Raw genomic sequence first — 8,266 nt, 5'->3', positions numbered from 1 at the left:
CCCTTCCTCTTAGCACCGTAGCAGAGCAGTTCTCGGGGAGCCGTGACGCCCCAGCAGCATCGTAAGTCGCTCGACATCGCTGGATTCGGGCACCATACCGTCGGTGATGCGAGTACCGACCATGGAAAAACTTTGCGACTCATCAGGAGGCGCGTCCGTCGACCCCCTGGATGAAGTGCTCCGCCGCATGGCGTCCGATGAGTTTGACCTCATCGCAGTAGGCCGCGCTCTTCTGAGCGACCCGGACTGGCCGAACAAGGTTAGGGACGGGCGCTTTTCCGAGCTACGACCCTTTGAGAAGAGTCATCTAGATTCGCTTTTATGAGTTGAAGCGAGACTGCTTTCCGCCGGCGCCGAGTCACCTGAATTGTGCCCGTGTCTTCGGTGTCGGACATAATTAGTCCTCTCGCCTGTGAGCGAAACATCATCCAGTAGGTCTCTCCCCTGCCCTCAGGGCACCTTCTCGATCGTCAGACCGCCAAGGCTGACGCCGAGTCCCCTGCCGGCACTGGCCAGGGATAGGGAGATCTCGCCCTTGGTCATGACCTGGGCCGTGCCTGCCTTCGGCGTACCGAAGCTCGCATCGGCGGCAGCGTAAGTGCCCAATGTTTCGTCGATGGATTTCACGTGGGTGAAGGTGCCCTTTCCACCTTTGATCGTGGCCTTGCCGACGGTCAGCCCGCCGCCGTGCGCACTCAACTCAACTTTCATGCTCGAGTGATCGGAGCACGTGATGGTGCCCGTTCCAGTGGTGCGCTTGTAGATGACCGACCACGACGAGAGGTCGAAGCGCATCGTGCATTGCAACGGAGCGGCATGGGCCGGAGCGGTAAAGCCCAGGCTCGTGGCCAGGGCGACGAAGCTGAGAAGGATGCGGGTGTTCATCGATGATCTCCTAGCGGGTTGCAAGGCAGTAAAGCACCGCTCCGTGACCCCCGAATGGGTATTTGTACGTATCCCCTTTCGAGCTACGTCAGCTGTCTTCCTTATCCCCAACAGCAATACTGCCAGCACGAGCAGACCGGAGCCGGGAACGCCGTTGATCACGAAGGCGACGCCGATCCGCACCGCCTGGATGACGATGATCGTGCGCTCCCTCGACCAGCAGGCGCTGCTGCTCGCACACATCGATTCGCAGCCATCGGAGCGCTGACGGTCGCCTTCCTGCGAGTCATTCGATAGCCCTTGCCCACACATTGAGAATCCCATGGCCACAACCACATCCACATCGCTCAAACCCTTGCCTCGTGCCTCCGCCCGCGTGTCGCTTGCGGAGCGCAGCCCGTCAGCCTTCGAGGCCGACGAGAACGGCTCCCCCGTCTCGCTCGAGGAGGTTGACTGGCTGGTCTGCTTCGTCCCCGGCCTTAAGAGACAATGGTGGCATCGCTTCGTGTCCGGCTATCAGCACGTGTTCGCCATTCGTTGCGTCGACAAGGATCGCTGGCCGCTCTTCGAACCCTGGTGGTCGCGACTACTCGCTTCGCACTACGCCACGTTGATCGACGGTGAGGTTCATCGAGTGTTCGATCAGGTGACCTCCCTTGTCGCAACGCGCGAAATCGACGGGCGGCTGCAGCTCATCTTTCTTGCAGGACGGGTTCTGTCCGCCCCTCGCCAGCCACGCCTCGCCGCTCGCGCTTTGGCCATGCTTCGCAAGAAAAAAACGGCTTTGACTAGTTCGACTGTCAGAACGCTGCTCGAAGCTTTATCGATCAACTGCGTGCACTGCGTGATCGGCCCGGGCACGAGCTCGTGGCCAACGTCTGCGCCGACCTTGTCGATGAGTTTCTTCGCGGACTCGCGCCGTCGGGCACTCGACTCAATAGCACAGCTTTCGCGCATTAAACGGCTTAGCGCAAACCGTTCCAGAATCTTCGCGGTGCGCCTGCCAGCTCTGCGCGGCCGACGGCCTAGAAGTGCCATGCCACCCGGGCTGTGCCGGTGCTGGCACGGTAGCCGCCACCGAACTCCGCCGTGTAGTCGAGGCTGATGTCCAGGCTCTTCCAGTTGAGCATGTCCACGCCCACACCGACCCGGCCGTACGTGCTCGGCACGTTGGTGTGCACATTAAACGTGTTGCCGGCACTCTCATCGGCAAAGCGCGCCCGCGTCGTCCAGTCGGTGCCGCCGGAGGACTCTAGGGCGCCTGTCATGTGCAGGCCAAGCTGTGCACGATTGCCGAGCATCCACTTCGTGCCGAGCTCCGAGCCCAGACCGCCACCCATGGAGAACTGGCTTTGCGAGCTCACGGCCAGGTTGAACGGTGAGCTGCCACGCTCGGTGTAGCCGCTGCCGTGCACTTCGATGCCACGCAGTTCGGCGAAGGGCTTCAGGTAGCTGTTGTGACCCATGTCATAGGTGTAACTGGCCTGGAAATGCATGCCCGCGTTCCATACGTCCGGGCTTGCCTTGGCCTGATCGACACGGGAGCCGGCGACCACTGTACGGTTACTGTCGTAGCTTCCGTAGCCGCCATCGAGGATACCGGAGACTTCGAACGGGCCATGGTCGTATCGCAGGCCGATACCCGCCAGCACACCGTCGCCCTTCACGCTGCCAAGGCCATCCGCATCGCGGAACGAGTTGTTCTCGTAGCCGATGCCGCCACCTAGCGTGAACCCACCACCCAGCTCATGCTGCACGCCCATTTCATAGGTTTGTGTGTTGGCACGGTAGCCGAGCGCGTCCGAGGTCTCACCCTGGCTGGCACCGTTGGCCTGCATCCGGCCCCAGGTGCAATCGTCCTGCGCTGAGTCCGATGCACAACCCTGATTGAGGTTGCCGACGAAGTCGCGACTACTCTGGAAGCGGTACGCACCGATACTGCCTAGCGCGCGGCCGCTCATGCTGCTAAGCGCGGTCCCATACGCTGCCGGTGAGGCCACCTTCGAAAGCGCCGTGAAGCCGTCATCCATCGGGATGCCCTGGTCGAAGTGGCTCTGCAGGTGATCGGCGACCACGCGGTTGGTCTCGCCCATCCCAGCAGCCATGTCGCTCAAATGCGCCTCAGGTGTGGCATAAAGCGTATTCGCATCGTGATCCAGTCGCGTCGAGAACAGCATTGACGTGCTCGCCGCAGTCAGCTGCGGGTCCAGACTCAACCCACCGGAGGCGGAAAGGATCGGCACCGTCTGCTTGCGCATCGTCATTGGACGGACGACCACACTGGCGACCTCGGCCGTGCCGTTCACCACGAGATTGTCGGCCTTGCCATGCGCGTAATCCGCATCGAAGACGAGCTGGCCCGCGCCGCTGTAGTTACCTGTAAGCGTCGTCGCACCAGCATCACTGCCATGGATGCTGACCACGCCTGCATTGCTCAGCTCGCCGCCGCCCAGGTCGAGGACATCGCCAGTATTGATCGTGCCCTGGTTGTCGACGGCCGAGCGAGCGGTCGCGATATCCTCGCAATCGCCACTGCACTTTGAACCGATGTTACCCAGGAGCGTGGCTCCTGTCTGGTTGATCACCTTGAATGACTTGCCCACTGAACTGATCGCATAGGCATCCGAGCCGGTCGCCTCAATGATGCCCGCATTCGTGACGGTGTTCGTACCGGATGCGTTGAGCAGCACCGCGCCGTCGGCCTGGCCCTTGGCTATGACGACCGCATCGCTGGATACATTGAGCGCAACACTGCTCTGGTCGACCTTCGGCCCATTCTCCTCCTGGACAAAGCTCACGTTCTCCGATTCCATGGCCACGCCCCAGCTGTGCAAGCCCGACACCGTGATCGTTCCCGCCTGCAGGTTTACCGCGGCCGCGCCGCCACAAGCGGTCTTTCCACCGCAATACATGGCCTCGCCCATGCCGCTGCGAAACACCGTGCCCGTCGCCGTGGCATCGTTGGCGGGATTGGTGCGACCGATAACGCCGCCGGTGCCGGAAGCCACCTGGACGAAGATGCCATGCGCATAGTTACCGGTGGTGGTGATGTCGGCGTTGTTGTTTACCGTCACCGATCCGCCCATACCCATGTCCCAGCGGTCTTGGTAAACCTGAGAGGAGCCTTGGGTCAGGTTCACCCCATCCATGCCGTTGACCAGCGCGCCGCCACCACCCAGCGATTGCGCGACGATGCCCGCTGCGCCGTTACCCAGGGTGGTGATGTTCGTCTGGCCCTGCGTCGTCACGTTCACCGCACCGGCCCTGTTGCCGCCTGACGGCGCATAGTTGTCCGGATTGGGCGCCAGCTGATCCACGGTGACCTGATTGTTCGGATCGATCACCATCAGGCCGCCACCGCCGCCGATCGACTGTGCCAATACACCAAACGCGTTGACGCCCTGCGTGCTGACCGTGCCGCCGCTGTTGAGCTGCACGGTGGCGTTGCCGCCAATGTTGCCCGACGAATCGTAGTTCTGCCCCAGCGTTGGTTTGACCGTGCCCTGGACCAGCGTCTGCGATGACGAGTGGTAGAGGCCGGTGCTCGGGTCCTGGCTCTGACCCATCACCGAGACCACGCCTCCACCGCCACCGATGGACTGCGCAAACATGCCGACCGCATTGTCACCCGTGGTCTGGATCGAGCCGCTGTTGACGGCCGTCGCGGCGCCGCCATGTCCCGAAACCACGCTGTTCGCATCGGTTGAACTTGCGCCGAAACTCAGCGCTATCGGATTGCCGAGACCAGCATCGGGCGTGGATGCGCCTGCCACACCGCCGCCGCCGCCGATCGATTGCGCAAACATGCCGTACGACAGGTCGCCGCTGGTTTCGATTACGCCACTGGCATAGTTGGTGATGGTTACATCACCGCCGTTGCCACCCTTGCCGCCACTACCACCGACAGCGATCGAAGATTCGATCAGCGAGTCGTGCAGCTTGTCGTTCGCCGTGACAGGCGCGGAGCCACCGCCCACGCCGCCACCGCCGCCGACGCTCTGACCGAACATGCCGTAAGCCATCGGACCATTCGTCACGATGGAGCCATACGAATCAATCGACACGACTCCGCCATCGCCGCCGGACCCGCCCTTGCCGCCTGCACCGCCACCGACGTCGATGGTGAGGTTGCTTCCTGTCAAACCCGAGTACCACGGCTTGGTAACCACGCCGTTGGCATCCATGGTCGCGTTGTACAGGTCATCCAGCGTGTTCTTGTCGTCCCACGCGCCCTTGACGTTGTCCTTCCAGTCCCAGAGATTATTGGTCACCTGGGTGAAGGCGCTGGGATCCTTGCCGTAGTCGTTGGCGACTAGGTTGGCGACCAGCTTCGGGTAGAGGTATTCCGGATCGTCCGCGGAGCCCGTGGCCGCGTTTCCACCGGTGCCACCGCCGCCACCGACGCTCTGCGCCATCACGCCGTACGACTGGGCGCCCATCGTTTTGATCGCGCCRGTGCCGTTGTGTACGGTGACATTGCCTCCGTCGCCGCCTGCTCCGCCACCTCCACCGACAGCAACGTTGACGTTCACCTGGCCGTTGCTGCCCTTACCCGTCGAATCACCGCCGTTTCCGCCGCCGCCGCCCACGGATTGGGCGAAGATGCCGGCGGCGAGGTCACCGACAGTGAGGATGCCGCCCGAGCCAGTGATGTCCTGGTCCTGAAGTACGCTCGGGTTCGCGAAGTAACCTGGATCGGTGCTGTTGGGGCTGATGTAGTTATTGACGAGTACGTCGCCGCCCTGACCGGCGGCGCCACCCTGTCCGCCCACGGCGACCGACAACTGGGTGCTGTAGTTGCCGGCAGAATACAAGCCGCCCTGGTCGGTGGTGCCGACACCACCGGTGCCGCCGCCACCGCCCACGCTTTGCGCGAAGATGCCGATGCCCTTGTCCGCGGCCGTGGTGATGAGGCCGCTGCTCCAGACATTCACCTGGCCGCCGTCACCGCCAGCACCGCCCGAGCCACCTATCGATGTACTCACGGCGAGCTTTGCTTGCTGATAGGCCATGCTGGTCGCCGTGGCATCGCCGCCGGCGCCACCCCCGCCACCGACGCTCTGTGCGAACACACCGTAGGCATCCTGGCCTTGCGTCTGCAGAAGGCCCGAGTTCATGACGTTGATGAGTCCGCCGTCGCCCCCAGCACCACCCTTGCCACCCACGCTGGTGGTCAACGTGATGCTCGGTTCGTCCGGAATGCTCGTGTTGTAGTTCTGTGCCGCCGCCGTACCACCGAGGCCACCGCCACCACCAACCGCCTGCGCGAAAATGCCATGCGCATTGCCTCCCGATGTCTGTACCTGGCCAATGTTGTATGCGTCGGCTTCGGTGGCATCACCACCCTTGCCGCCGTCGCCGCCGACCGCAATCGACACGGCGATCTGCGCGCCGATCGCGCGTGATAATGCGCCGCCACCGGCGCCACCACCACCGCCAACGCTCTGCGAAAAGATGCCGGACGAATGCTGCCCCGACGTATCGATGAGTCCGTAATTGAAAGCCTGGGCAAGGCCGCCAACGCCGCCGTTGCCACCGGAACCACCGATGGTCACGGCCGAACCCAGCGCCGTGTTTGTCGCATCGCCGCCTCGACCACCACCGCCGCCGACGCTCTGGGCGACTATGCCGCGGGAGAAGGTGCCGGTGGTGGCAATGACATCGCCCGGGTGGAAGAATCCCTGTGCGTCGTAGTAACCGTTGTTGACTTTGGCGTTGCCGCCGTCGCCACCATTTCCACCTTCGCCGCCGATGTACACGGAGAAGACGCCGCCGCCGCCGCTGTCGTTGAGGTCGCCCGAGTAACCACCACCGCCACCGACGCTCATCGCCACCAACGCATCGGCATCGTCGCCGGCCGTGACGATCTTGGCGTAAGGCGTGGTGGTGTCATTGGCAACGTTGATAAAGGCGCCGCCGCCGTCGCCACCGGTGCCGCCCGCACCGCCCTTGCGGAAGTACACGCCGGAACCGGAGTTGCCAGTGCCGCCGTTGCCGCCTGCCGACAGCGCCATGGCGCCGAAGGTGTTGTACCCGGTCGTGCTGAGAATGGCGTTGTTGTTCAACGCCGGCAGGCTCGAGCCCTGAAGGTCGAGCGTGACGGTACCGCCCGTTCCGCCCGCTGCCCCGTTGCCGGCATCCGTTACGGCACCGTCGACGGTACCCGCCACGCCGCCGAGGCCGCCCTGACTCATGGCCAGGATGCCGCCCGCGGTGACCGAGGTATCGAGTGGCACGGTTTGGTTGGGATCGCTCCCGCTATCGAAGGTTTCTTGTTTGCCGGTTCCCGCCGTAGCCGGACCTGCGGCGGCTACGGCGCCACCGAGTAGGTTGATGTTGATGACGCCGCCATTGCCGGCGTCGCCGCCATCGGCACCTGTTGCCTTCCCGGTGTTCTGTTCCGCGGTGCCACCCGTACCACCGTCACCGCCCATGCTTACGGCCACGAGGCCCGAACCGCCGTCATAACCGTTGAGGTTGCCGTTGAGGTTCGCGTCGACCTCGCCGCCGTCTCCGCCCGAGCCACCCTTGCGTCCGGTGACGTTCGGCCCACCGATGCCTCCCTGGGTTTCGCCGCTGTCACCACCGCGACCACCACCCGAATACAGGTTCACTCCCGCACCCGTGGCCTCGATGAAATTCAGTGAGGCTGGGTAGCTGGCATTTCCATTGAGGTTGAAGACCACCTTTCCGCCGGCGCCACCCGTGCCACCAATGCCACCGTTGCCATTGTTCTGGGCATCCGAGCCGGAGCCGGCATTGCCACCCTGGCTGGCCAGCGAAATCCCGTAGCCACCTGTAGCGTAGTTCTCGATCGCGGAATAGTTCGGCGACGGCGCATCGACCGTGAAGCCCAGGGCGCCACCTGCGCCACCTGTGCCGCCTTGCGGGCCATTGGGGCCGTAGCCGACATCCGACGGGCCACCGGCGCCGCCATTGCCGCCTGTGCTACTCACGTTGAACAGCGCCTGGAGTGAACCGCCTCGCACGTCCTGCACAGGCTGCAGCTCGATCGTGTAAGCCGCGCCGTCGCCACCGGCAGGGCCGGGTTGGTTGATCAGGGTCTGGTCGGGCGGGGTGTTGCCGGTGTTCGTGTAGTTGAGCGGCGAGTTGTTGCCACCGGGCACCGTCTGCGCCATCGCAAAGGACGGCATCAGTGCGGCGCTCAGGAGAGCGCACTGCAGGGCGGCCGCCAGCGGGCGTTGCCGGGGGGAGGTTTTCTTCGTCTTCATCGTCGTATCCGTGGGAGTGGCCCGGCGCCGTGCCTCGTTGCTCGGCTGGCGCCGGGCAAGGTCACGGAGTGGGCGCGTGCCTTGCACTCGCCGGGGGAAACGAGAGAATATGAGTAACACTCATGTTCGAAAACTCGCGTTCGCAGGAA

At 63.8% G+C, this 8,266-nt stretch carries 3 protein-coding genes; 1 reads left to right on the top strand and 2 read right to left on the bottom strand.

The genetic code is table 11. From position 1 onward, the window contains the following. Positions 1-450: 450 nt before the first annotated feature. The gene (locus AC1DYM_RS13115; protein WP_477338960.1) at positions 451-885 is read right to left on the bottom strand and encodes a hypothetical protein; all 435 of its coding nucleotides are present in this window, start codon (positions 883-885) and stop codon (positions 451-453) included. Between the two features lie 322 nt (positions 886-1,207). On the opposite strand from AC1DYM_RS13115, the gene AC1DYM_RS13110 reads away from it, so the two are divergent. Further along, complete coding sequence (locus AC1DYM_RS13110) at positions 1,208-1,990, top strand: hypothetical protein (RefSeq protein WP_477338958.1); 783 nt, start codon at positions 1,208-1,210, stop codon at positions 1,988-1,990. On the opposite strand, the gene AC1DYM_RS13105 is transcribed toward AC1DYM_RS13110, so the two are convergent. Next, a complete protein-coding gene (locus AC1DYM_RS13105) occupies positions 1,911-8,117 on the bottom strand; it encodes a hypothetical protein (RefSeq protein ID WP_477338956.1) in 6,207 nt (2,068 codons plus the stop codon). The two genes, AC1DYM_RS13110 and AC1DYM_RS13105, sit on opposite strands and share 80 nt — an antisense overlap. Between the last annotated feature and the right edge of the window lie 149 nt (positions 8,118-8,266).

This window comes from Luteibacter sp. P1_D3 (genome assembly GCF_056406135.1).
Note: the sequence above shows the minus strand (reverse complement) of the source record. Positions and strands in the feature narration are given on the sequence as shown.

What these genes read in the sequence shown, in the direction of transcription:
- AC1DYM_RS13115 (WP_477338960.1), bottom strand. Translation starts at nt 885, where the DNA reads ATGAACACCCGCATCCTTCTCAGCTTCGTCGCCCTGGCCACGAGCCTG.
- AC1DYM_RS13110 (WP_477338958.1), top strand. Translation starts at nt 1,208, where the DNA reads ATGGCCACAACCACATCCACATCGCTCAAACCCTTGCCTCGTGCCTCC.